The 22,331-nt window shown below is 69.1% G+C and carries 21 protein-coding genes; 11 read left to right on the forward strand and 10 right to left on the reverse strand.

What is annotated here, in order from left to right; genetic code table 11:
* The first annotated feature begins 141 nt into the window (after positions 1 to 141).
* Both ABZ794_RS10960 and ABZ794_RS10965 read left to right on the forward strand, forming a co-directional pair.
* Positions 142 to 1,758, forward strand: a complete 1,617-nt coding sequence (locus ABZ794_RS10960) for a protein kinase (protein ID WP_357515269.1) — start codon at positions 142 to 144, stop codon at positions 1,756 to 1,758.
* Between the two features lie 418 nt (positions 1,759 to 2,176).
* Positions 2,177 to 3,709: a non-reducing end alpha-L-arabinofuranosidase family hydrolase gene (locus ABZ794_RS10965; RefSeq protein ID WP_210782614.1), complete on the forward strand. Its 1,533-nt coding sequence runs from the start codon at positions 2,177 to 2,179 to the stop codon at positions 3,707 to 3,709.
* Positions 3,710 to 3,803: 94 nt separating this feature from the next.
* On the opposite strand, the gene ABZ794_RS10970 is transcribed toward ABZ794_RS10965, so the two are convergent.
* Both ABZ794_RS10970 and ABZ794_RS10975 read right to left on the reverse strand, forming a co-directional pair.
* A complete protein-coding gene (locus ABZ794_RS10970) occupies positions 3,804 to 4,286 on the reverse strand; it encodes a class I SAM-dependent methyltransferase (RefSeq protein WP_238687989.1) in 483 nt (160 codons plus the stop codon).
* A 227-nt stretch (positions 4,287 to 4,513) separates the two neighbouring features.
* Positions 4,514 to 6,001 carry an MFS transporter gene (locus ABZ794_RS10975; RefSeq protein WP_357515271.1) on the reverse strand — a complete coding sequence of 496 codons (1,488 nt, stop codon included), beginning with the start codon at positions 5,999 to 6,001 and terminating at the stop codon, positions 4,514 to 4,516.
* Between the two features lie 333 nt (positions 6,002 to 6,334).
* On the opposite strand from ABZ794_RS10975, the gene ABZ794_RS10980 reads away from it, so the two are divergent.
* Together ABZ794_RS10980 and ABZ794_RS10985 are read left to right on the forward strand one after the other, a co-directional pair.
* On the forward strand, positions 6,335 to 7,057 hold the full coding sequence (locus ABZ794_RS10980; RefSeq protein ID WP_307850498.1) for an SDR family NAD(P)-dependent oxidoreductase: 723 nt from the start codon (positions 6,335 to 6,337) through the stop codon (positions 7,055 to 7,057).
* 364 nt (positions 7,058 to 7,421) lie between these two features.
* Positions 7,422 to 9,053: a cellulose binding domain-containing protein gene (locus ABZ794_RS10985; protein WP_357515274.1), complete on the forward strand. Its 1,632-nt coding sequence runs from the start codon at positions 7,422 to 7,424 to the stop codon at positions 9,051 to 9,053.
* 69 nt (positions 9,054 to 9,122) lie between these two features.
* On the opposite strand, the gene ABZ794_RS10990 is transcribed toward ABZ794_RS10985, so the two are convergent.
* Entirely contained in the window at positions 9,123 to 9,758 is a 636-nt protein-coding gene (locus ABZ794_RS10990) for a hypothetical protein (protein WP_357515314.1), read from the reverse strand.
* A gap of 160 nt (positions 9,759 to 9,918) precedes the next feature.
* On the opposite strand from ABZ794_RS10990, the gene ABZ794_RS10995 reads away from it, so the two are divergent.
* The 4 genes from ABZ794_RS10995 to ABZ794_RS11010 all read left to right on the forward strand — a co-directional run bounded on the left by ABZ794_RS10995 (position 9,919) and on the right by ABZ794_RS11010 (position 15,575).
* Entirely contained in the window at positions 9,919 to 11,184 is a 1,266-nt protein-coding gene (locus ABZ794_RS10995; protein WP_357515276.1) for a HupE/UreJ family protein, read from the forward strand.
* 143 nt (positions 11,185 to 11,327) lie between these two features.
* The gene (locus tag ABZ794_RS11000) at positions 11,328 to 13,301 is read left to right on the forward strand and encodes a metallophosphoesterase family protein (RefSeq protein ID WP_357515278.1); all 1,974 of its coding nucleotides are present in this window, start codon (positions 11,328 to 11,330) and stop codon (positions 13,299 to 13,301) included.
* 89 nt (positions 13,302 to 13,390) lie between these two features.
* Positions 13,391 to 14,470 carry a DUF916 domain-containing protein gene (locus ABZ794_RS11005; protein ID WP_357515280.1) on the forward strand — a complete coding sequence of 360 codons (1,080 nt, stop codon included), beginning with the start codon at positions 13,391 to 13,393 and terminating at the stop codon, positions 14,468 to 14,470.
* 133 nt (positions 14,471 to 14,603) lie between these two features.
* On the forward strand, positions 14,604 to 15,575 hold the full coding sequence (locus ABZ794_RS11010; protein WP_238687994.1) for an NADP-dependent oxidoreductase: 972 nt from the start codon (positions 14,604 to 14,606) through the stop codon (positions 15,573 to 15,575).
* Positions 15,576 to 15,579: 4 nt separating this feature from the next.
* On the opposite strand, the gene ABZ794_RS11015 is transcribed toward ABZ794_RS11010, so the two are convergent.
* The 3 genes from ABZ794_RS11015 to ABZ794_RS11025 are packed head-to-tail and all read right to left on the reverse strand — an operon-like array spanning position 15,580 to position 17,781.
* Positions 15,580 to 16,170, reverse strand: coding sequence for an HAD-IA family hydrolase (locus ABZ794_RS11015; RefSeq protein ID WP_357515282.1), 591 nt, complete (start codon positions 16,168 to 16,170; stop codon positions 15,580 to 15,582).
* A gap of 16 nt (positions 16,171 to 16,186) precedes the next feature.
* Positions 16,187 to 17,443 carry a sigma-70 family RNA polymerase sigma factor gene (locus tag ABZ794_RS11020; protein WP_238687995.1) on the reverse strand — a complete coding sequence of 419 codons (1,257 nt, stop codon included), beginning with the start codon at positions 17,441 to 17,443 and terminating at the stop codon, positions 16,187 to 16,189.
* A 2-nt stretch (positions 17,444 to 17,445) separates the two neighbouring features.
* Entirely contained in the window at positions 17,446 to 17,781 is a 336-nt protein-coding gene (locus ABZ794_RS11025; protein ID WP_238687996.1) for a YciI family protein, read from the reverse strand.
* Here ABZ794_RS11025 and ABZ794_RS11030 point away from each other — a divergent pair.
* Positions 17,780 to 17,929, forward strand: a complete 150-nt coding sequence (locus ABZ794_RS11030) for a hypothetical protein (protein ID WP_357515284.1) — start codon at positions 17,780 to 17,782, stop codon at positions 17,927 to 17,929. The two genes, ABZ794_RS11025 and ABZ794_RS11030, sit on opposite strands and share 2 nt — an antisense overlap.
* Positions 17,930 to 17,941: 12 nt before the next feature.
* Here ABZ794_RS11030 and ABZ794_RS11035 read toward each other — a convergent pair whose 3' ends face one another.
* Positions 17,942 to 18,592 carry a winged helix-turn-helix transcriptional regulator gene (locus ABZ794_RS11035; protein ID WP_357515286.1) on the reverse strand — a complete coding sequence of 217 codons (651 nt, stop codon included), beginning with the start codon at positions 18,590 to 18,592 and terminating at the stop codon, positions 17,942 to 17,944.
* 72 nt (positions 18,593 to 18,664) lie between these two features.
* On the opposite strand from ABZ794_RS11035, the gene ABZ794_RS11040 reads away from it, so the two are divergent.
* The gene (locus tag ABZ794_RS11040) at positions 18,665 to 19,387 is read left to right on the forward strand and encodes a hypothetical protein (protein WP_210782587.1); all 723 of its coding nucleotides are present in this window, start codon (positions 18,665 to 18,667) and stop codon (positions 19,385 to 19,387) included.
* Positions 19,388 to 19,444: 57 nt separating this feature from the next.
* On the opposite strand, the gene trpS is transcribed toward ABZ794_RS11040, so the two are convergent.
* The 3 genes from trpS to ABZ794_RS11055 all read right to left on the reverse strand — a co-directional run bounded on the left by trpS (position 19,445) and on the right by ABZ794_RS11055 (position 21,244).
* A complete protein-coding gene (trpS, locus tag ABZ794_RS11045; RefSeq protein WP_357515288.1) occupies positions 19,445 to 20,503 on the reverse strand; it encodes a tryptophan--tRNA ligase in 1,059 nt (352 codons plus the stop codon).
* Positions 20,504 to 20,592: 89 nt separating this feature from the next.
* Positions 20,593 to 20,769, reverse strand: coding sequence for a hypothetical protein (locus ABZ794_RS11050; protein WP_210782583.1), 177 nt, complete (start codon positions 20,767 to 20,769; stop codon positions 20,593 to 20,595).
* A 4-nt stretch (positions 20,770 to 20,773) separates the two neighbouring features.
* Positions 20,774 to 21,244: a PRC-barrel domain-containing protein gene (locus ABZ794_RS11055; RefSeq protein ID WP_210782581.1), complete on the reverse strand. Its 471-nt coding sequence runs from the start codon at positions 21,242 to 21,244 to the stop codon at positions 20,774 to 20,776.
* Positions 21,245 to 21,437: 193 nt separating this feature from the next.
* Between ABZ794_RS11055 and ABZ794_RS11060 the strand changes: the two genes are divergently transcribed.
* Positions 21,438 to 21,692: an SCO4848 family membrane protein gene (locus ABZ794_RS11060; protein WP_238687998.1), complete on the forward strand. Its 255-nt coding sequence runs from the start codon at positions 21,438 to 21,440 to the stop codon at positions 21,690 to 21,692.
* The last annotated feature ends 639 nt before the right edge of the window (positions 21,693 to 22,331 follow it).

Below are 22,331 nucleotides of genomic sequence, written 5' to 3' on the forward strand. Positions count from 1 at the left end.
CCGGTCGTGGCCGGCTGGTGGACGGCATCGACGGGATTCGGTGGGCGGACGATAGGCTGCGGCCGGCGTCGGAGTGACCTGAGGGGAACGGGTGATGGGCGGAACGGTTCGCGCGGTGGTCGGAGTCTGCGGGCATCTGGCGTGAGCGACGGGTTGCGTCCCGGTGACCCGGCACGCCTCGGTGGCTACGAGGTGCTCGACCGGCTCGGCGACGGGGGCATGGGCAGTGTCTTCCTGGCCCGTTCGCCGCAGGGACGGCTGGTGGCGGTCAAGGTCGTCCGTGCGGACCTCTCGCACGACGAGGAGTTCCGGGGCCGGTTCCGTAGTGAGGTGAACCGCGCCCGCCAGGTTCCACCGTTCTGCACCGCCGAGGTCCTGGACGCCGACCCGGACCATGACCCGCCCTACCTGGTGGTGGAGTACGTCGAGGGCCCCAGTCTGGCCGAGGTGGTCCGAACACAGGGCCCACTGGGGGCGGCGCGGCTGCACAGCATCGCGGTCGGGGTGGCCACCGCGCTCACCGCCATCCACGGGGCTGGGGTGATCCATCGCGACCTGAAGCCGGCGAACGTCCTGGTCGCACCGGGTGGGATCAAGGTCATCGACTTCGGCATCGCCCGAGCGTTCGAGGCGACGAGCCAGCACACCCGGACCAACCAGATGGTCGGGACCGTCTCGTACATGGCTCCGGAGCGGTTCGACACGGCTTCCGGCCGTCCGGCGGGCCCGGCCGCTGACATCTTCGCCTGGGGCGCCCTGGTCGCCTACGCCGCGACCGGCCGCAGCCCGTTCGGGGGCGACTCGCCTACCGCCACCGCGATGCGGATCCTCACTCAGCCGCCGGACCTGACCGGGCTCGGTGGGCCGTTGCGGGAGTTGGTCTCCCGCGCGTTGGAGAAGGACCCCGCTGCCCGGCCCACCGCCCGGGAGTTGCTCGACGGGTTGTTGACCGCAGCGTCTCCGGTGGGTGCCGGCGGGCCGGCTCAACTTCCGGGCGCGACGCCGCCGAGTGTGTCGCCCGCCGCCGGTGGTGATGGTCGGGGCGCGCTGCCGACGCCGTCGGGTCTGGCCACGGCCGGTCGCGGGGGTTCACGCCGGCGTGGCTGGCTCACCGCGCTGGGGGCGACTGCTGCGGTGATCGCCGTGCTGGTGCCCGCTTTCCTGTTCGGCCCGCAACTGTTGAATGGGCTGTCCGGACCGGACCGGGCCGGCTCGACGCCGAGCGGTAGCCCGACGACGAGCGGGCCGGCGGCCACGACGTCCACGCCCGCGTCGGGCAAGCCGTCCGCCTCACCGTCGGCCAGCGCGGACCCGACCCAGGCCATGCTGGCCGGTCAGCGGCGATTCCTGCTGCACGTGGTGGAGATCGACCGTGACCTGTCGCTGCCGTCCCACGGCGAGGTCGAGGTCGGCAACGGAACCGGCAAGGATGCGCTCTTCGTGCTCGAACCGGTCGGTGTCGATTACATGATCAAGTCGGTGAACCCCGAGATCGCCCACCGACCGTGCCTCGGGGTCAAGCTCGATTCCGAGGGGTACAAGTCGCTGGTGGGAGCCGACTGTCGGCCCACCAAGGCAACCCTGTTCACGATCTTCCGTGAGGGCAGGGACGACAAGGGGCGCACCTCCTACTCCATCATCAACGAGGAGTACGGCCCGGTGCAGTGGAGCCCGACCAAGAAGGAGATCTTCGTCGAGTTTCTCGGTGACGCTCCGCTGATCACCACGTTCAGCCTGGTCGACCGAGGCGCGGTCTGACTCGGGAGTTCACCGGCGCCATCAGCAAGCCGTCGGCAATGGGCAGTCGTCGATGTTAACGCGCTCGCGGGGCCTCCTCAAGGGCTCGGCGGTGCTCCGCGCGGGGGATCTGGGGCGATGCCTGCGGGAACGCGGCGCAAGACGTCCTGCCCCAAGATCCGCAGCCCGGCAGCGGCAGATGTTCCCAGCGCATTACGTCTTGACGAACGGCATGTTATCGCTCACAGTCGATGCCTAAGGACGACGACACCTTGGCTTTCCGGGCAAGCCCTGCTTCGTCGATCTCGAATCAGGCGTGCGCTACTGCTCGCCGGCGTCTTGTTAACGCTAACTCTCTGACGCCTGCGCGCTCGGCCACGCGTCGCGGTACGCCCACCCTCGGGCAGGCCGTTCGGCTCTTGGTCACTGGAGGAGGATCATGTCTGCCCTCGATAGGTCTCCATCGATCGCAACGCCGCCGCGGCGGCGTTGGTGGTTGCCCCGCCTTCTCGCCGCCAGCGCGGCGGCGCTGATGGTCGGTGGCGCCGCCGTAGCGGTGGTGTCGTCTCCCGCCGCTGCGGCGTCGGTCGACACGAACGCGTGGTACGTGTTGGTCAACCGCAACAGCGGCAAGGCCCTGGACGTCTACAACCTGGCCACGAATGACGGTGCCCGGATCACCCAGTGGGCCCGCAACAACGGCAACCAGCAGCAGTGGCAGTTCGTCGACTCCGGTGGTGGCTACTACCGGGTGAAGTCGCGGCTGTCCGGCAAGGTGCTGGACGTCTCGGGCCGCTCGACCGCCAACGGTGGCAGCATCGTGCAGTGGAGTGACCTCAACGGCACCAACCAGCAGTTCCGGCTCGCCGACTCGGACAGCGGCTACGTCCGGTTGATCAACCGGAACAGCAACAAGGTGATGGAGGTGCAGGGCGCCTCGACCGCCGACGGCGGAAACATCGTGCAGTACGACGACTGGAACGGTGCCAACCAGCAGTGGCAGTTCGTCCGCGTCGACGGGACCACGCCACCGCCGACGACGACTCCGCCGCCGGGCGGCACCTGCGACCTTCCCTCGACGTACCGGTGGTCCTCCAGTGGAGTGTTGGCGAACCCGAGGTCGGGTTGGGTGTCGCTGAAGGACTTCACCGTCGCCCCCTACAACGGCCAGCAACTGGTCTACGCCACCACGCACGACTTCGGGTCGAGTTGGGGCTCGATGAACTTCAGCCTCTTCTCGAACTACTCGCAGATGGGCTCGGCCAGCCAGAACGCGATGAACTCCGGCACTGTCGCGCCGTCGCTGTTCTACTTCGCGCCGAAGAACATCTGGGTGCTCGCCTACCAGTGGGGTGGACCGGCGTTCTCCTACCGGACCTCGTCCGACCCGACCAACCCGAACGGATGGTCGTCGCCGCAGACGCTGTTCACCGGAAGCATCACCGGGTCCGGTACCGGTCCGATCGACCAGGCTCTCATTGGTGACGGTACGAACATGTACCTGTTCTTCGCCGGAGACAACGGCAAGATCTACCGGGCCAGCATGCCGATCGGGAACTTCCCGGGCAACTTCGGCAGCAGCTACACGACCATCATGAGCGACACCACGAACAACCTGTTCGAGGCCGTTCAGGTCTACAAGCTGCAGGGTCTGAACAAGTACCTCATGATCGTCGAGGCGATCGGCTCGACGGGCCGCTACTTCCGTTCGTTCACGGCGACCAGCCTGAACGGTTCGTGGACCCCGCAGGCCGCGTCCCAGAGCAACCCGTTCGCGGGCAAGGTCAACAGCGGCGCGACCTGGACCAACGACATCAGCCACGGTGAGCTGCTGCGCACCAACGCCGACCAGACGATGACCGTCGACGCCTGCAACCTGCAACTGCTCTACCAGGGGCGTTCCCCCAGCTCCGACGGCGTCGACTACGGCCTGCTGCCGTACCGGCCGGGTCTGCTGACCCTGCAGCGCTGACCCTGTTTGATCAAGCTCGACTGACCCGGAACGGGCGGGCTCGGCGTCACGCCGAGCCCGCCCGGCTCATGTCAACGCTGCGATCAGCCCATGCTCACCGGATCGGCGTGCCGGTGACACAGGTCAGCACCTGGCCCCGACCACGGGTGGCGCTCGATGTGGTCGTGGCGAAACGGTGGGTCTCGAGCAGTGTTTCGGTCGCTGTGAGGTTCGCGGTGGCGTGCGCTTCGGTGGGTCGCTCGCCGAAGACGTAGAGCCGTCCTCCCGGCGCCAGCAGGCTGCGTATCCGAGCTATCTGCTGCGCCGCGTCGCCCAACCAGAAGAGGCTGACGTTCACCGCGAAGATCTTGGTGAAGTGGCCGGTCGGAAGGTCGGCCGACTCGAACCCTGCTTGCCGGATCTCGGCTCTGCCGGCGTCGATGTGGCTCAGGTTCCGTTCGGTCGCGAGCCGCACCATCGTTGCGGCGCGGTCGATGGCGACGATCCGACCGGTGGCGAGTTGCCCGGCGACCAGGGAGACGGCACCGCCCCGACCGCAGCCGATCTCCAGCACCTGGTCGTCAGGCGCGACAGCCATCGCCTGCACCGCCCAGCGCTGCCGCTGGGCGGGCGTCGCCGGAATCGATTCGATCGCCGCGGGCGTCGTGCCAGCGCTGGACGAACCCGGATCGCGGGTCGAAAGAGTGGACCTCACGACGTCACTCGCCGGTGCCTTCTCTGCTCACACCTCTGATTCCACCCTCTCGGCGGAATCGGTGCACCGTGTCCTCGGTCACCGCGCCGGATCGACAGGCGCGACAGCGATCAGTGCACGGGCACCGGAGTGACGTCTCCGAGGGTGTCCGTCGGGGCCGGGACGTGCTTCGGGGCGCCGGCGTTCACCATGGCCACCGAGACCAGTGCCGCCGCGACCACAAATCCGACGGCAACCCAGTACGCGACCGAGTAGCCGTGCATCAGCGCCTCGTTCCGCTCCTGGGCCTGCGCCGCCGGGCCACCGTGCGAGACCAGGTAGGTGGCGGCCGAGCTGGTCGCGATGGTGTTGAGCAGCGCGGTGCCGATCGACCCGCCGACCTGCTGCGACGAGCTGATCATCGCGGAGGCGACACCGGCGTCCTTGGGCTCGACGCCGTGGGTGGAAATGCTCATCGCGGGCATGAACGCCGTGCCGATGCCGAGCCCGATCACCGCTTCGGCGAACGCGATCTCCAGGAAGCCGCTGTCCGCGTCGAGCGAAGCCAGCAGCACCAGACCGACCGCTGTGACGAGGTACCCGCCGACCATGATCGGCCGGGGTGCGATCCGGTGCGCGAGTCGGGCGCCGATCTGCGTGGCACCGATGGCCTGCGGCACTGCCATCGGCATGAAAGCCAATCCGGCCAGCACCGGCGACCATCCCTTCACCTGCTGGAAGTAGTAACTGAGCAGGAGGAACATCCCGAACATGCTGACGATCGCAAGGCCCACCGAGAGGTACGCGGCGGCCCGGTTGCGTTCGGTCAGGACGCGCAGTGGCAACAGCGGGGACGTGACCCGCGCCTGCACCACGACGAAGGTCGCCAGCAGCAGCACCCCTGCGGTGAACGACCCGATGGTCACCCCCGCCGACCATCCGCGGCTCTCGGCGACACCGAACCCGTAGACGAGGCCGACGAGTCCGGAGCTGGCCAGCAGTACGCCGGGCAGGTCGAGTCGCGCGCGGTGCCGCTCGCCGTCGTCGTGGACTGTGCGACTGGCGCCCAGGATCCCGATGACCGCGATCGGCACGAGGACGAACATCGCGAAGCGCCAGTTCAGGTACTGGGTGAGCAGCCCTCCCACGATCAGCCCCACAGCGCCGCCGGCGATCGAGACCGCGCTGAACACACCGAACGCCTTCGCGCGTTCCCTCGGCTGGGTGAAGGACAGGGAGAGCAACGAGAGCGCGGCCGGCGCGAGCAGGGCCGCGAACACACCCTGGAGTGCCCGGGCGAGCAGCAGCATCGCGGCGTTGACGGCCAGGCCGCCGATGGCCGAGGCGATCGCGAAGCCGGCCAGCGCGATCAGGAAGGTGCGCTTGCGCCCGACCATGTCACCGATCCGGCCACCGACAAGCAGCAGACCGCCGAAGGCCAGACCGTACGCGGTCACCACCCACTGCCTGCTCCCGTCAGTGAAGTGCAGCGCCTGTTGCGCCGAGGGGAGCGCGATGTTCATGACCGCCCCGTCGAGCACCACCATCAGTTGAGCGATGGAGATGAACAACAGGGCCTTCCACCGCTGGGACTCGGGGGCGGTGCGACCTTTGAACATGACGGTTCCTTAAGAGTGGTTTATATGGATTCGGGCAACTCGCCCAACGCTAACTACTTTATGGAACGACCACCAAAGAATGTGCCTGCGGTTACAGCGGCATCCGAGGCGTTCCGCAGGGCCAAATCAGCTCATTTGCCGGATTGTGTCGAGCAATCAAGGGGAAGTCGCGCCTGTGGAGGGGGTCGACTGTGAGTGTCGTTACTTTGTCGAACGTTCCAGAAAAAGCTAGCGTTCCGTCTCACGAAGAGCCCTGCGGGTCCCGTGGCGGCTCACCAGTCGAAGTGGATGTGAGACGAGATGTCTGGACGGTTGGAAGCAAAGGTGCTGGTCGTGACCGGCGGCACGCAGGGCATGGGCCTGGCGTTCGCCCAGCGGGCGGCCACGGAAGGAGCCCGCGTCGTCATCGGCGCCCGGGACAAGGACCGGGGCGAGGAAGTCGTCGCGCAGATCAGGAACGCGGGCGGCAGTGCCCTGTTCTTGCCGACCGACGTGACGGTCGAGGAGGACATGGCGCGGCTCGTGGACGCCGCGGTGACTGAGTACGGGCGGCTGGACGGCGCGTTCAACAACGCCGGCGGTGGTCCGATGGCCAGCGTGCGCGAGACCGACAGCGACAACTGGCACCGGTCGCTCGCCCTCAACCTGACGAGCGTCTTCTACGGCCTCAAGTACGAGCTGCCGGCGATCATCGCCTCCGGCGGTGGCGCGATCGTCAACAACGCCTCGGTCTCCGGCGTGAAGGGCGACGGGACCCAGGCCGCCTACAACGCGGCGAAGCACGGGGTCATCGGTCTGACGCGCTCGGCGGCCCTGGACGTGGCGCGCTCCGGTGTACGGGTCAACGCCCTGGTCACCGGCCTGATCGACACCCCGCTCTGGCAGGGCGTGGTCAGCCAGGCCCCGGAGATCGCGGAGCGCTACCTGTCGGCGCAGCCGACCGGACGAGCCGGAACCTCCGACGAGGTCGCCGCGCTCACCGCGTTCCTGCTCAGCGACGAGGCCACCTTCATCAGCGGCGCGTCCATCGCCATCGACGGCGCCCTGACCGCCTGAGGCAGTGAGGTTCGGTCCGGGGCGGCGGCTCCAGCGGCAGCCACCCCGGACCGGGCAACGCGCCAGACGATCCGGTAGGCCCGCTGGATCGTCTGCGTGACCGCGAACTCGGCCCCCGGGCTGTCCGAGGTGCCGATCTCCTTACCGTCGCGTCGACAGCGGGCCACGATCGTGCCGTCGGTGCTCGGCGCGGACCTGATGCCGGGCGTTGGCGTCGAAAGGTTTCGACAAGATGGGGCCGAAACTTTCGGAAAAACATTGACACTCTGCAATGAGCCGGCCCAGGCTTGACGTGGCTGGCAATCGTGATCATCGATCTCGCTTCGTCCCTTCCTGTAACCACCACCTCGGAAGGAGACCTCTAGTGACCATCCCCTCGGGCCGTTCCAGGACCCGGTTCCTGGTCGTCGTGCTGGCGCTGGCAGCGCTCACGGTCGCCGGATCGGTATCGGTAGTGACACGAACGACGAATGCGCAAGCCGCCATGGGCACGCTGGCTGCGGCAGTGGAGGACGAGGGCGTCGACTGCGCCGTGTCCGGTCTGCCGGACCTGGGCTCGCTGCCCACCAACGCCAAGCTTCCCGATCCCTTCAAGAAGCTGAACGGAACGACCATCACCGCCAGGTCCGACTGGCGCTGCCGGCGGGCGGAGATCAAGGAACTTGCCGAGAAGTTCGTCTTTGGCGAGAAGCCCGCCAAGCCCGCGACGGTCACGGGGACGGTGTCCAACAGCACCGTCACCGTCAACGTGGCACACAACGGCAGGAGCTCCACCTTCTCGGCGCGGGTCGAGCTGCCGAGCGGCACCGGTCCCTTCCCCGCCGTCGTGGTCGTCGGCGGGTTCGGCGCCGACACGGCCACCATCAAAGCCGCCGGCGCTGCCGTGATCAGTTACGACCCGCTGGCAGTCGGCCGCGAGGGCACTCCCCGGACCAACAAGCAGGGCGCGTTCTACAGCATCTACGGCTCATCGAGCAGCACCGGACTGCTCGCCGCCTGGGGGTGGGGCGTCAGCCGGATCATCGACGTCATCGAGCAGTCCGACGGCAGGATCCTCAAGGCCGACGCGATGGGCGTCACCGGTTGCTCCCGTTACGGCAAGGGCGCCTTCGCGATCGGCGTGTTCGACCAGCGCATCGCCCTGACCATGCCGATCGAGTCGGGCAGCGCGGGCGTCCCCATCTTCCGGGGGATCCCGGGTGAGGGCGCGCAGAGCCTGAGCAGCGCGTACGGGGAGCAACCCTGGCTGGGTGACGCGTTCGGCTCCTTCACCGGCAGCCCGAACCGGCTCCCGGTGGACACCCACGAGATGGTCGCGATGGTGGCACCGCGCGGCTTGTTCATCATGGACAACCCACACATCGCCAACCTCGGCCCCCGGTCGGCGAGCGTCGCGGCCCTGGGCGGCGCCGAGGTCTACCAGGCGCTCGGCGCCGGCGACAACATCACCTACTGGTCCGACGTGCAGGACGGCAGCCACTGCGCCAACCGCCCCGAGTGGCGTACCCCTCTGCAGAACAACATCCGCAAGTTTTTGCTGAAGACGGGCAACGAGCCGGGCGTGATCCGGATTTCCAGCAGGGCGCTCGGCCGGTTGGCCGACTGGCGGGACTGGCCGACGCCGGTCCTGGCTGACGGCCCGACCACGCCGCCCCCGACCACGCCGCCCCCGACCACGCCGCCCCCGACCACGCCGCCCCCGACCGGTGGCTGTGCGGCGACGGTGTCGGTCAACCAGTGGACGGGCGGTTTCGTCGCCACGGTGCGGGTGAGCGCCGGCACCGCGCCGGTAAACGGTTGGACGGTCACCATGACTCTGCCGTCGGGTGCCAGCATCACCAGCATCTGGAGCGCCAATCGGAGCGGCAGCACCGGGACCGTCCAGTTCACCAATGTCGCCTACAACGGCGCCATCGCAGCCGGGCAGTCGACCGAGTTCGGTTACCAGGGCAGCGGCACCGGTGCGGGGATGACTCCCACCTGTTCCACCGGGTGACCCGCAGGCCCGGTGCGGAGGCACACAGCCTCCGCACCGGGTCGCGCGGCTGCGCGGCGGAGCCGAGCGTCAGAGCCAGACCACGAGCCCGGTCAGGTCGTTGAGGACCGCGGCCACGCCCGCCCGGATGGCCGCCGCGCACCGGTCCGCGGTGAACGAGTTCGGGTCGTACGTCGAGGACATGCCGAGCCCCTCGCCACGGAACGACGCGCCGTCCCAGTCGACAGCTGTGACGTTGTAGGTGGGCTCGGCGAGTTCCGCGCCGACCACGAGGAACTTCTCGTCCAGGTGGTTCGGGGTGACCAGCGCGAGGCCGTCGATGAGGTCGTTGCCCGCGCTGACGATGAGGTCCGGGCCCATCTCCATCGCCTTGGCGATGCTGGGAACGGTGTCGTGCGCACTGCCGACGACGATGGTCCTCAGGTCGACGTGCTCGTCGTCGGCCCACTCCTTCACCGCCGTCACGAGGGCCTTGGTCGCGTTGTCCGTACCGCTGGTCAGCAGGACGACCCGGTAGTCCTTCGGCGGGTGGACGTCGGCCCACGAACCGGGCCGCGGGGTGATGGTCGCCTCCGGCGCGGGCTTCGTGGAGGGGTCGACGAACCCCGGGCCGAGAGTGCCGATGGCGCTGGGCGCCGGACGTGGCTCGGACCAGTCGTCGCTGGAGTTGCAGGCGGTGACCAGCGCGGCGGTCACGGCCAGCATGGCAACGGCCCGAAGCGGGGGGCGCAAGGTGATCGTCCTCCGGGTGGTGGCGGAAAGTGCGCGTACTTCTTCGTATTCCTATCTCAATTCCGGTCACCGGTAATCGGTGGGCGGCCGTTCGGGGAAGTTGTTCCCCGGCGGTTCGTCGGTGCGCGGGTTGGTGTTCACCAACGGCATGCAACGTGCACTGGCCAACCGAGGGAGTCGAATGTCAGGCCGCATCCGCCGCACCGTTATCGTCGCCGCTGTCGGGTTCGCCGCATCGGTGGTTCCGTTTCTGGGCGCCGAACCGGCGTCCGCGCACGGCTTCTCGTCGACCGTGTACGCGAAAATTGCAGCGGGAGATGAGGGTCACATTCGGACCGGAGTGGAGCTCGAATACGACCTCCTCGTCGTTTCCGCCGCGGATGCCGGCGACGACGACCCGCTCTTCCAGGCGGGGACCGCCGCGTTCGAGGCGGGCGACACCGCCGCCCAGGCCGCCGCACTGAAGGGTCACGCGTCGGCGGTTCTCGGGTACGTCTCCGACCGGTTCTCGGTGAGTTCCCGGGGTGCGGCCTGCCGGCCGACCCAGGTGGGTGACGCGACGGTCGGCGAGCGCGAGGGCGTGCCGTACGCGGACCTGCTGCTCGACTGGACCTGCCCGGAGCGGGTCGACGAGCACGTGGTGCGCAGCGGCCTCTTCCCTGATGGCGAGGGCTACGTCAAGGGCACGAAGACGATAGTCACCTACGAGATCGACGGCCGTTCGGGCAGTGCGGCGCTCGACGCCGCCAACCCGTCCTTCTCGACCGCGCAGGCCTGGTACGAGCGGTTCGGCGAGTTCTTCCTCCTGGGCGCCGAGCATCTGCTGACCGGGGTCGACCACATCCTGTTCCTGCTGGCGCTCATCGCCGGGTCTCGGCGGCTTCGGGAGATCGTGCTCGCGGCCACCAGCTTCACCCTGGCGCACTCGGTGACGTTCATGCTCGCCGCGCTCGGCCTGGTCGAGGTGCCGGGGGTGATCGTGGAGCCGATCATCGCCCTCTCGATCGCCGTCGTCGCCGGTTGGCACCTGTGGGGGATCTGGCGGCGTGGTGAGCACGCGGCCGACCTGGAGACGGCCGGGCGCGGCCACTTCAGCCTGGATCGGGCCGGCTGGATCCGCCTCAGTGTGGTGTTCTGCTTCGGCCTCGTGCACGGCCTCGGCTTCGCGGGCGCGCTGGGTATCGACGAGGCGTGGTCGTGGACCCTGCTGTGGTCGCTGCTGGTGTTCAACGTCGGCATCGAGGTCGTTCAGTTGACGATTATCGCTGTCGTCTTCCCGCTGCTGTTCGTGCTGCGCCGTCGTGCGCCGAAAGCCGGCCTCTGGGCGACCGGAGCTGTTTCCGCAGGCGTGTCCATTATGGGGTTGATCTGGTTTGTGCAGCGTATTTCCGGATCATGAGTAGAGCTAAGTAGTTCGTGAGTGCAGTCTTTCGCAAGATCACGTTCATGGCCGGTTCATCGGGCGGCGAAAGCGTGGAATTGCTTCCCCAGCGTCGGGTGAAGGCACAATCCATTTCTCTATTTGAAAAGGGAACAATGTCGATGACATTGAGCACCTCGACACGGGCCTCCGCGCTCGTGCGGCGGCGCCTGGTCGCCGGGGTCGCAGCCGGGTTCCTCGGTCTGGGCGCGGCCCTCGGCAGTGGCCTGACGGCCACCGCGAGCGCGGCCGAGTCCACCACGATCACCGGTGTGGTCCTCGGCGTCGGCGCCAACGAGACCCAGCGCATCGTGAGCTGGTACTCCTCCGCCGACACCGCGCAGAAGATCCAGCTCGCCCCGACCGCCGAGATCGTCAACGGCGAGTTCCCGGCCGGCGCGGTCAGCTTCGACGCCGTCGGCGCGGCGAACACCTCCACCACCGGCTTCAACCGGCACGCCACGATCAGCAACCTGCGTGAGAACACGGCGTACTCGTACCGGGTCGGCGCCGAGGGCAGCTGGTCCCCGGCGTACGCCTTCAAGACGCAGGACTTCGAGGGCGACTACGACTTCCTGTTCTTCGGCGACCCCCAGATCGGCGCCTCCGGCGACGTCGCGAAGGACCAGGCCGGTTGGGCGGAAACCCTGAAGGTCGCCACCGCGGCGAACCCGAACGCCGAGCTGCTGGTCTCCGGCGGCGACCACGTCGAGTCCGCGAACAACGAGGCACAGTGGGACGCGTACCTCTCCCCGGAGCAGCTTCGGCAGTACCCGACGGCCGCGACCATCGGTAACCACGACGTCGGCGGCAAGTCCTGGGAGCAGCACCACTTCACCCCGAACACCGACCGTTCGGCCCAGTACTACAACGGTGACCAGTCGACCCGCTCCGGCGGCGACTACTGGTACATCTACAAGGACGTGCTGTTCATCGACATCAACAGCAACAGCTACGTCAACCCCGCCGACGGCTCGCCCGGTGGCGACGCGGCGCACGTCTCGTACGTCACCGACGTCGTCAACAAGCACGGCTCCGAGGCCAAGTGGAAGGTGCTCGTCTACCACCACGCGATCTACTCGGCCGCGAGCCACTCCACCGACGCGGACAACAAGAACCGCCGGAAGGACTTCACGACGGCGTTCTCCGATCTCGGCATCGACATGGTGCTGCAGGGTCACGACCACGTCTACACCCGTAGCTACTCCATCAAGAACGGCCAGAAGGAGAACCCGGCCGAGAAGCCGGGTGCTGCCGACGTGTTCCCCGGCCCGGGCGGTGTCATCTACGTGACGGCGAACTCGGCCTCCGGCTCGAAGTACTACGACATCAAGAAGCCCGACAACTCCGGCACTGGTGTCGAGGGCCTCGGCCCGGACCCGCTGAACCCGAGCAACTACTGGTTCAACTCGGCGCAGAACCAGGAGCACGTTCGCAGCTACGTCAAGGTGCAGGTCAAGGCGGACAAGCTGGTCCTGCAGAACATCCGCAGCGGCACCTGCGCGGCACCGAACGCGGCGGTCGAGAAGGGCGTCTCCTGCGTCAACACCCCGGACGGCCAGCCGGTCGGCTCGATCGTCGACAACACCACGATTCACCCGTACAGCGGTGACGGTCAGGCCATTCAGGTCAACGTGCCGAACCCGGCTCCGGGCGAGTTCGGCTGGACGATCGACGGCTACAACGGTCTGGTCGACCTGGGCAGCGCGCAGGAGCGCAACGGCACCTACTTCCAGGCCAACGGCAAGATCAACCCGATCCTCGTGTCGGACAGCCGCCGGTCGCTCGCCCCGTGGTCGATCTCGGCCAACGTCGGCGACTTCCAGGACGCCGACAAGAAGTTCTCCGGCTCCTACCTCGGTTGGAACCCGTACGTGCTCGACGCCGGCGCGGGCGCCGAGGCCGGTGCCCCGGTCCTGTCGTCGCTCGACGACCAGGGCAAGGGCCTCTCGGTCTCCAGCGCGCTCGCCGCGGCCGCGCAGGGTCACCCGCGTGGTGGCGCCAAGCTCGGCGCTGACCTGGATCTGAAGATCCCGGACAGCATCGCGAAGGGCAGCTACCGCACCACCCTCACGATCACTGCCCTGAGCAGCTGACCGGACTGTTCCACTCGGCGGGGTAGGCACCTTCGGGGCCTACCCCGCCACCGGTTCACCCACTACCAAGATCACCACAAGGACTTGAGATGCAACCGTCCGTAACTCGCTGGAAGACCACGACCACCGCACGCCTCCGTACGACCGCACTGTCCCTGCTCGCCGTCGTCGCGGCCGTCGGTGTCGGCGCCGGTCCCGCCCTGGCGGCGGACGGCAACGTCGCCTGGACGGTCCGGACGGCCTCCGACGGCTACGGCGAGGCCCGGTCCAGCTACAGCTACAACGTCAACCCGGGCGGTGCCGTCGAGGACGCCATGGTCGTGGCCAACCGCGGCCCGGCGCCGCTGACCCTCTCCGTGTACGCGGCCGACGGCTTCACCACCGACGCCGGCCAGCTCGACCTGTTCACCAAGGACAAGAAGTCGATCGCGATCGGCGCCTGGGTGAAGCCGAACGCCGGCAGCGTCGTGATCCAGCCCGGAAAGACCGCCCAGGTCCCCTTCAAGGTCAACGTTCCGGAGAACGCCACGCCCGGCGACTACGTCGGTGGCATCCTCACCACGCTGACCCAGGCCGACCAGGCTGAGGGGATCAACGTCGACCGGCGCCTCGGTATCCGGATCAAGTTGCGGGTGGGCGGCGAGCTGAAGCCGAACCTCGCGATCGAGAACCTCCACGTCACGTACGCCGGGCCGACCAACCCGTTCAGCAAGGGTGACGCCACCATCACCTACAAGGTCCACAACGTCGGCAACGCGGCCCTGTCCGGTAGGCAGGCGGTGACCGTCTCGGGCCCGTTCGGCCTGCTGCGGGTGCGGGCCGAGGATGTCGCCGCGCCGCCGGAGCTGCTTCCGGGTGAGAGCTGGGACGTGACGGTGCCCGTACACGGGGTGGCTCCCGCCGTCTTGCTGGCCGCGACCGCGACGGTGACACCCCTGCTCACCGACGCCTCGGGTTCCACCACCTCGCTCAAGCCGGTCCAGGTCACCGCGCACGGCTGGGCCCTGCCCTGGATGCTGGTGCTGGTGCTCGTCGTGCTGATCGCCCTGCTCGTCGGGGCGTACCTGTACCGACGCCGCAACCGGGCGCAGAGCAAGGCGCGCGAGGACGCCCGCGTACGCGACGCCGTCGAGCAGGCGCTTCGTGGCCCGGAGCCGCAGACCTCCTGACCCGGCTACGCCCGGCGAGGCCCACCCAGCGCGGGCGTTCGTCCTTGTGGGTGAACGACGCTCGGCCCCGGGCCACGCCTGTTCCCGAGCCGGCATGCTGCGACGGTGACGCCGGCACGGAGAGGGAAGCCACATGGTTGACGGGGATGTGCCAGAGCGGATGCAGGCCGCGGCCTTCGACGAGTTCGGCGGGCCGGAGGTGATCACCCTGCGGAAGCTGCCGATCCCGCAGGTCGCCGACGACGAGGTGCTGATCAAGGTCCTGAGCGCAGGTGTCGGGGTGTGGGACGCGTACGAGCGCGAGGGTGTGCTGGTGCCGGAGGGCTCGGCGCTCCCGATCGTGCCCGGCTCCGACGGCGCCGGAACCGTGATCGCGGCCGGCAGCAAGGTGACCGGCCTGGCGGTGGGCGACCTGGTCTACGTCTCCGCCACCGCTCGGCCGAAGGGCGGCTTCTACGCCGAGTACGCGTCGGTCAAGGCGGAGTACGCGGCGAAGGTGCCCGACGGCGTGCCTGCCGAACACGCCGGTGCCATGCCCACCGACGCGCTGACCGCGCTGGCCGGGCTCGACGCGATCAGCCTGTCGGCCGGCGCCTGGCTGCTGATCTTCGGTGCGAGCGGCGGTCAGGGCCACCTGGCCGTGCAGTTGGCGAAGCGGCAGGGGCTGAACGTGATCGCCGTGGCGTCCGGGGCGGACGGCGTCGCGCTGGTGACCCGACTCGGCGCCGACGTGTCCCTCGACGGCCACGGCGACATGACCGACGTGCTGGCCCGGATCCGGGACGCGGCGCCGGGCGGGGTGAACGCCATCCTGGCGATGGCCGGCGGCGCGACGCTGGACCGGCTGACCGAGGCGCTGGCCGACGGCGGGGTCGTCGCGTTCGCCCACGGGGTGCGGCCGGAGCCGCAGGAGCGGTCGGGCGTCATGGTCCGCGCGTACGACGGCGAATCGAGTCCTCGACAGTTGCAGCGCCTCAACGAACTCATCGAGGCGGGGCCGTTCGTGGTGCACGTCGCGGAGAAGTTCCCGCTGGGCAAGGTGCGGGACGCACACCAGCGCCTACAGACGTCCTACGCCGGCAAGCTCCTGCTGACGGTCGCCTGAGACGTCAGGGCGTGCGCTGTTGCGGCACGCGTACCGAAGCCATGCCGGCCGCCGTCGCTGCCTGGATGCCCAGGTCGGTGTCCTCGAAGACCAGGCAAGACTCCGGGGGTACGCCGAGCTGTTCCGCCGCGAGCAGGAACGCCTCCGGGTCGGGCTTGGCCCGGGTGTAGTCGTCGGCGCAGACCAGCACGTCGAACCGGTCCAGCAGACCGAGCGCGTCCAGGGAGGCGGTGACCGATGCGCGGGTGCTGCCGGAGACGACGGCGAACGGGACCCGCCGGTGCGCGTCGTGGATGTGCGCCAGCACGTCGGGCACGGCGGCGAGCTGCGGTAGCAACTCCTGGTAGTAGCTCTCCCGGCGTTCGACGACGGCCGCCACCGGCATGGCCAGACCCTGCTGCTCGTTCAGCGCGACGATGATGTCGGCGGTGGGCCGCCCACCCCAGGCGTAGAAGAGGTCCTCGGGGAACTCGCAGCCCCACTCCTCAAGGGCCCGCTGCCAGGCCAGGTAATGCAGCGGCATCGAGTCGACGATGGTGCCGTCGCAGTCGAACAGGTACGCGGCGAACGGCCCGGGAGGCAGAGGCAGACTCACCCGGGAAGGGTACAGCTCACTCGGTCGTGACGGCTCTCAGCTGACTGAGCAGGTACGCGCGCTCCGGTTCGGTGCCGACCAGCGTCAACGCGCTGCGGTACGCGGCGGCGGCCTCGTCGTACCGGCCGAGCCGACGCAGCAGGTCGGCCCGCGCCGCCGGATAGGGGTGGTGGCCGCGCAGCCGAGGCTCGTCGGCCAACTCGTCGAGCAGCGCGAGCCCCGCCGCCGGCCCGTCCCGCATGGCGACCGCGGCGGCCCGGTTGAGCGCCACGATCGGTGAGGGCACCAGGCCGAGCAGCACGTCGTAGAGGGCCACCACCTGCGGCCAGTCGGTGCTGGCCACGTCGGCGGCCTCGTCGTGCAGCGCGGCGATGGCGGCCTGCACGCCGTACGGGCCGGGCGCTCGGCCGGTCAGCGCGACCACCACCAGGCCGCGCCCCTCCTCGATCATTTGACGGTCCCAGCGTCCCCGGTCCTGGTCGTCGAGAAGGATCATGGCGCCGTCCGGCCCGGTACGCGCGTCCCGTCGGGCGTGGACCAGCAGCATCAGGCCGAGCAGCCCGGCGACCTCCCGCTCGGCCGGCAGCAGCCGCCGCAGGATCCGGCCCAGCCGGATGGCTTCCTCGGCCAGGTCGATCCGTTGCAGATCCGGGCCGGTGCTGGCCGCATACCCCTCGGTGAAGACCGAGTAGACGGCCTGGAGAACCGTGGGCAGCCGACCGGGCAGCTCGTCGGGCCCCGGCACCCGGAACGGGATGCGTGCGTCGCGGATCTTCCGTTTGGCGCGGACGAGTCGTTGGGCCATGGTGGCGGGCGGCACCAGGAAGGCCCGCGCGACCTCGGTGGTGGTGAGGCCGGCCAGGAACCGCAGGGTGAGCGCGCCGCGATCCTGCGCGGCCAGCGCCGGGTGCGCGCAGGTGAAGAAGAGCGCCAACCGGTCGTCGGGCAGGTCGCGGTCCGCGTCGGCGGGCGGCGCGTGATCGGCCCGCTCGGCCTCCGCCTGCAGTACGGCGAGCCGGGTCGCCAGCACCCGGTCCCGACGCAGCCGGTCCACGGCCCGACGACGAGCAGTGGTGAGCAGCCAGGCCCCCGGCCGGCTCGGGACGCCGTCGGTCGGCCAGTGCGTCAGCGCCGCCTCGATGGCCTCGGAGGTGACCTCCTCGGCCAGGTCGAGGTCGCCGAAGCGGCGCACGAGCGAGGCGAGCAGTCGGCCGCGTTCCTCCCGGAACACCGCCTCCACCGACGACCCGACGGCTGCCCCCTCAGCCGGCACTGTCACCCCTGCATGTCGATCTCGAAGATCGGACGGACCTGGACCGATCCGGTGCCGATGGCCCCGGGGCTGCGGGCCGCCCAGTCCAGCGCGGCGTCGAGGTCCGGCACGTCGATGACGTCGTACCCGCCGAGCAGCTCTCGGGTCTCGGCGAACGGCCCGTCGGTGATCGTGCGCTCGCCGTCCGGACCGACCTGCACCGTGGTGCAGGTGGTCAGGTCCTGCAAGGGGTGCCCGGAGACCCAGACCCCGGCGTCCTTCATCTCCCGGTCGTAGCGGATCCAGTCCTCGAAGCTGCACCCGTTGTCGACGACCTCCCCGTCAACCATGGGGCTCATGAACAGCAGCATGTACATCACGTTTCGGCTCCTCTCGGTGCGGCGGGTCGCCGTACAGCATGACGACGAACACGGGCCGGTGATATCGACACGGCGCGGGCAGATTTTTTTCGGCCTTGGCCACACCGAAGCCGCGAAGCTGCTGTGAGCTTCATCCGGTCTACTCGTCGGGCGTCGCTCCGAAGAGCAGGAAGAACCGCTCGGCCGCTCGGATGTCGCCGTGCACGTCGATTTCGCCCGCCGACACCGCCGATCGCAGCGGCGTGCCGCCGAACATCAGGTCCCGCAGTGCTCTGACAGTGCCGGTGACAGTGACGTCGACAGGGCCCGACCGGCCACGGGCGACGTCGATCCCACTCGGAGACACCCCCACCTCGAAGGCGTCGGTGCCCACCTGCAACCGGAGTCGAGCGGTCACCGGCGCGTCGGTCGGTGGTCGATAGAGAGCCTTGAGCAACAGCATGAACGCGTCAGTGCTCATCTCGACGTCCGGCTCCGCGGGCAGGCCGGCGCCCCACCGCGACAGCTCGATCAGTGTCGCCTCCAGTTGCTGGCCGCGTTCGGTCAGCTCGTACGCGTGCACGCTTGCCGGCGGCCCGAGCTGCACCCGCCGGACGATGCCGGACTGCTCCAGCTCCCGCAGTCGCTGGCTGAGCACGTTCTGGCTGGCCTTCGGCAGCCCGGCCCGCAGATCGCCGAAACGCTTCGGGCCGAACACCAACTCTCGGACGATCAACAGAGCCCAGCGCTCGCCGACGATGTCCATCGTGCGCGCCGCCCCGCAGGCGTCCTGGTAAGTCCGCTGAGTCACACCGCCATCGTAGTGGGCGTCCACCGAACAGTGCTAACCTCGGACTGTCTAGTCCTAACTTAGGAGCGCGTAATGGATGCACTGCTCGCCAAGGTGATCGAGCGTCACGGCGGCCTTGATCGCTGGAACACCGCGTCGACCCTCACCACCCGGCTCACCTACGGCGGCCCGTTCTGGGCGTTCAAGGGCCGCCCCGACTTCGACAGCACCGAACTTGTCGAGGCCGACCTGCACCGGGAACGGATCCGCCACGTCCAGGAGGGCACCGGCCAGGTCACCGAGTACGACAGCGACACCGACCGGGTCACCGTCACCGCGGCGGACGGCAGCCTGATCGACGAGTTGACGAACCCTCGGGCCAGCTTTGCCGGCTACACCGGGGAGAGCCAGTGGACGCTCGCCCAGGCGGCCTACTTCCGTGGCTACGCCACCTGGCACTACCTCGTCGAGCCGTTCCTGTTCACCTGGCCAGGCGTGGAGGCGCACGAGGTCGAGCCGTGGAAGGAGGACGGCGAGTCCTGGCGCGTACTGCGCGTCACGTACCCCGAGAGCGTGCACACCCACAGCGACACCCAGCTGTACTACTTCGACGACGGCGGGCTGCTGCGGCGCATGGACTACCAGCCGGTGGTCAACGGCTCCTCCCCGGTCGCGCACCACGTCAGCGGGGCGACCGAGGTCGACGGGCTGGTCGTGCCGACGCGACGCCGGATCCACATCCGCCAGGAGGACCGCACCCCGGACCTCTCCTGGACGCCGATCACCCTGGACCTGGCTGACGTCCGGATCCGCTGAGACCCCGATGGTGTTGCAGCGGACCCGGCGCCCTGCCGCCGACCGGACGCCCCGGCCTCAGGTCGAGGCGTCCGTCCGGCGCCGGCTTCGCTCAGCCCGCCGTCGCATCTGCTGGTACGCGCCGGTCAGCCCCATCGCCCGGCGTACCTCGAGCACCGTCTGGCGTACCTCCTGGCGGGTCCGTTCCGTACCCTCGACGATCAGTCGGTCGACCAGGCCCCGGTCGGCTTCGATCTCGGCCCGGCGCTGCCGGATCGGCGCCAGGAACCCCTCCAGCGCGACGATCAGCCGTTCCTTGACCTCCACGTCACCCACCCGCCCGGCCCGGTACCGCCGGGCCAGGTCGGTCACCTCGTCGCGGTCCGGATTGAAAACCTCGTGGTACGCGAACACCGGGTTGCCTTCCACAGTCCCCGGCACGTCGGCCCGCACCCGGTTCGGGTCGGTGTACATGCCGAGCACCTTGCGACGCACAGTCGCCGCGTCGTCGGAGAGCGCGATCGAGTTGCCCCGGCTCTTGCTCATCTTGGCGGCGCCGTCGGTTCCCACCAGGCTCGGCGTGTCCGCCGGGATCAACTCGGGCACCGGGAAGACGGGGCCGTACAGGTGGTTGAACCGCCGGGCGATCTCCCTGGTCACCTCGACGTGTGCGGCGTTGTCCCGGCCGACCGGAACCACCTCCCCCTTCACGCAGAGGATGTCGGCGGCCTGGAGCACCGGATAACCCAACAGCCCGTACGGCATCTCCTCCTTGCCGGCGTCGCGGGCCATGTCCTTGAGCGAGGGCACCCGTTCCAGCCGGGGGACGGTCACCAGGTTCTGCAGGAGGGTGTTGAGGTCGCCGACCTCGGGGATGGCCGACTGGAGATAGAACGTGGCCCGGTCCGGGTCGACGCCGGCGGCGAGGATGTCGGTCACCATCTCGCGGGCGTTGCCGGAGACCCGGTCGATGTCCTCCCGGCGGTTGCGGGTGGTGAGCATGTGCAGGTCGGCGATGATGAAGAAGCTCTCGTAGCGCCGGTGCAGCCGTACCCGGTTGGCGATGCTGCCGACGTAGTGGCCGAGGTGCAGGCGGCCGGTAGGCCGGTCGCCGGTGAGCATTCGTGCGACGGACATGGTGGTGCCTCTCGTATCCGAAGGTGGGTCACGCATGGGCGCGCGCCGAAGCAGGGCTGGCTCAGCCCTGCTCGGTCAGCGGGATCGACTCAGCGAGTCGCCCGCCATCGCGCGCCGGCGCGAAACCGCAGACCACCGGCACGGAGGACGTTCAGAAGTTGCTCACGGCCGTCGCCGGAGCTGGTCGGGATCTCGGGCACGGCACCGACGAAGCGGCCGTCGAACAGGTCGACCGCCTCGGATGCGCAGTTGCCCGTCCGGACCACGGCTTCAGATTACCCGCGGGATGCCGCCGGGAGGCGGAAGGTAGCTGTCGGCGTAGTAGGCGCCGACGCGTTCCCGGTACTCCTGGTCGGCCGAAACCGGATCGAACGGTGGCGCGTCCTTGATCTGTTGGCGGGTCCGGTCGACGTGCACGACGCGTTCCTGGTGATCCACCCGGTCGACCGTCCCGGCCGGTAGCAACACCTTCTGGCCGAAGATCCATGGCCCGGTGTCGACCACCAGGTGCCCGGCGTCCGCCTCGTCGCTCGTCTCGTCGATGGTGCCGATACGCCCGTCGCTCGCCTGCACCTGATAACCCACCAGGTCGACGGGCGTACCCGGGCCGGGGGCGTCCGGGCCGTCGTGCCCACCCTCCTGATCCTCCGGAGGGGTGACCGAGGGGGTGGTCTCGGTATACCCGCCGGCCAAGGCGGACGGATCACGCCAGGCCCAGGGGTTGAATATCGAGGGTTGCATGGGGCACCTCCAGGGGACGGTCCTCAGCTGTCCCCCTTCGCAGTGCCCATCCCGCTGACGCCGGAAACAGCCTGGGCTCCACGCGGCAGCGCTCCTGCCGAGGTGTGGGGCGGTCCGCCCGGCGTTCGCGCCGCCGCCCGGTTGCGCGCCGGCGCGGGCACGGTGACCAGGCGCGCTGGCATACTCGGCTGCCATGGTGCTGTCGCGAGGGTGGAGCCTCTTCCTGGTCGGAGTCGGCGTCTGGACCTGGGTGATCTGGCCGAGGTTCGCGGTCGCCATCTGGCAGGACCCGCGGTCCTGGGCGTCCGGCACGGTGGCCGACGGCCCGGCCACCAGCTTTCTGTGGGTGCACGTCTTGCTGATCGCCGCGTCCCTGGCCATCGGCACCACCGCCGGTGTTCTCGGCGTCCGGGCCTGGCTCGCCGCCCGGCGGCGGCAGCCGTCCTGATCACCGCCGCTCCTGAGGACCAGGACGGCCTGGCGTGATGGTCGCCGAGCGCCTGCTGCTGACGGAACGGCTCTGACCTGGGAAAACCGGTCGGACGTGCGAATGTGACGCGCGCCGCTACCCGTGGATTTGACGATCAAACCCGCAGACGCGTAACTTTCTCTCTGCCAGCGCGGAACGGGGCAAACGGGACGAAGGTCCTAGAGCACCGAAACGGGATGGCAACCGGGTCAAGCAGGGGTTCACTTCTGGGAGACGCGGTCCGGGCGGGGCTCGCCGGATCGGCCGCGAGGCGGATTTGGTGCGGCGAAGCCGACCGGGTAAGGTTCACGACCGGCAGGGAACCGGGCGAGACTGCGGGAAACCGCAGCGGCCGGTCTGCTGAATCCGACGACCTGACGCAGCGGTTCGCTGCTGCGTGAGTGCGCCGGCGCTGACCCGTACGAAGCATGACAGACCGGGACACACGGTTTGACACGGCGAAGACGGTGAGGTAACGTAGTAAAAGTGCCCGGCGCGAGAGCGGCGGGGACGCGGTACGAAAAGCCCCGGTTGGGGTTCCACTGTGGTGGGGCTTCTGGTCGGTGTGTGGTTGTTCTTTGAGAACTCAACAGGGTGCTTGTAAAGCCAGTGCCAATT

Origin of the sequence: Micromonospora sp. NPDC047187 (genome assembly GCF_040643355.1) — a bacterium.
Lineage (GTDB): Bacteria > Actinomycetota > Actinomycetes > Mycobacteriales > Micromonosporaceae > Micromonospora > Micromonospora salmantinae.

Excerpts from the sequence above, each read along its gene's own strand:
- ABZ794_RS10965 (WP_210782614.1), top strand. The coding sequence starts at position 2,177 with ATGTCTGCCCTCGATAGGTCTCCATCGATCGCAACGCCGCCGCGGCGG.
- ABZ794_RS10970 (WP_238687989.1), bottom strand. The coding sequence starts at position 4,286 with ATGGCTGTCGCGCCTGACGACCAGGTGCTGGAGATCGGCTGCGGTCGG.
- ABZ794_RS10975 (WP_357515271.1), bottom strand. The coding sequence starts at position 6,001 with ATGTTCAAAGGTCGCACCGCCCCCGAGTCCCAGCGGTGGAAGGCCCTG.
- ABZ794_RS10990 (WP_357515314.1), bottom strand. The coding sequence starts at position 9,758 with ATGCTGGCCGTGACCGCCGCGCTGGTCACCGCCTGCAACTCCAGCGAC.
- ABZ794_RS11000 (WP_357515278.1), top strand. The coding sequence starts at position 11,328 with ATGACATTGAGCACCTCGACACGGGCCTCCGCGCTCGTGCGGCGGCGC.
- ABZ794_RS11005 (WP_357515280.1), top strand. The coding sequence starts at position 13,391 with ATGCAACCGTCCGTAACTCGCTGGAAGACCACGACCACCGCACGCCTC.
- ABZ794_RS11010 (WP_238687994.1), top strand. The coding sequence starts at position 14,604 with ATGGTTGACGGGGATGTGCCAGAGCGGATGCAGGCCGCGGCCTTCGAC.
- ABZ794_RS11030 (WP_357515284.1), top strand. The coding sequence starts at position 17,780 with ATGAACAGCAGCATGTACATCACGTTTCGGCTCCTCTCGGTGCGGCGG.
- ABZ794_RS11025 (WP_238687996.1), bottom strand. The coding sequence starts at position 17,781 with ATGAGCCCCATGGTTGACGGGGAGGTCGTCGACAACGGGTGCAGCTTC.
- ABZ794_RS11040 (WP_210782587.1), top strand. The coding sequence starts at position 18,665 with ATGGATGCACTGCTCGCCAAGGTGATCGAGCGTCACGGCGGCCTTGAT.
- trpS (WP_357515288.1), bottom strand. The coding sequence starts at position 20,503 with ATGTCCGTCGCACGAATGCTCACCGGCGACCGGCCTACCGGCCGCCTG.
- ABZ794_RS11055 (WP_210782581.1), bottom strand. The coding sequence starts at position 21,244 with ATGCAACCCTCGATATTCAACCCCTGGGCCTGGCGTGATCCGTCCGCC.
- ABZ794_RS11060 (WP_238687998.1), top strand. The coding sequence starts at position 21,438 with ATGGTGCTGTCGCGAGGGTGGAGCCTCTTCCTGGTCGGAGTCGGCGTC.